At 44.3% G+C, this 497-nt stretch carries 1 pseudogene; it reads right to left on the reverse strand.

The features are described 5' to 3' along the window. Positions 1-497, reverse strand: a pseudogene (locus RFK25_RS11555) (phage tail tape measure protein); the annotation flags it as partial.

The following is a 497-nucleotide window of genomic DNA, read 5'->3' on the forward strand; positions in this document are numbered from 1 at the left end:
CCAGATGGACATAACAAAACTAGAAATCTGCTGGATGATCATGGACAGAAAGGCATAGATACTATTCCAGATTTCCGTCACAGCCGTTCGAAAGCCTTCGTGATTCGTCCAGAGTTCTTTTAACCCAACAATCAATAAGGTAATGGCAGCTACAATACCAACAATAATCCCCACAATCGGCAAAAATGCCGTTATCATTCCAACAACGGTTGTCCCCATAGCGGCTGCCGCAACCTGTAAGCCCAAGAAAACAGGAAGTAACATACCTACCACAGCTAAAATACCTGTGAAGATAATGACGACTTCCTTGATGGGACTGGATAAGTTGGTAAACCAAGTCGCTAGTTGACTAATAATGTCTGCCAAACTTTGGAAGACTGGAATAAGCATCTCCAGAATCGGTTGACCGATTGCTGCTAGAGCATTAGTTCCAGACTGTCTTAAGTTACCCAGAACGTTTTCCAGTCCGTCTGATTCCCTTGCAGCTTGTCCCAAGG

It is taken from the genome of Streptococcus sp. SS-4456 (assembly GCF_036680365.1).
In the GTDB taxonomy this organism is placed as follows: domain Bacteria; phylum Bacillota; class Bacilli; order Lactobacillales; family Streptococcaceae; genus Streptococcus.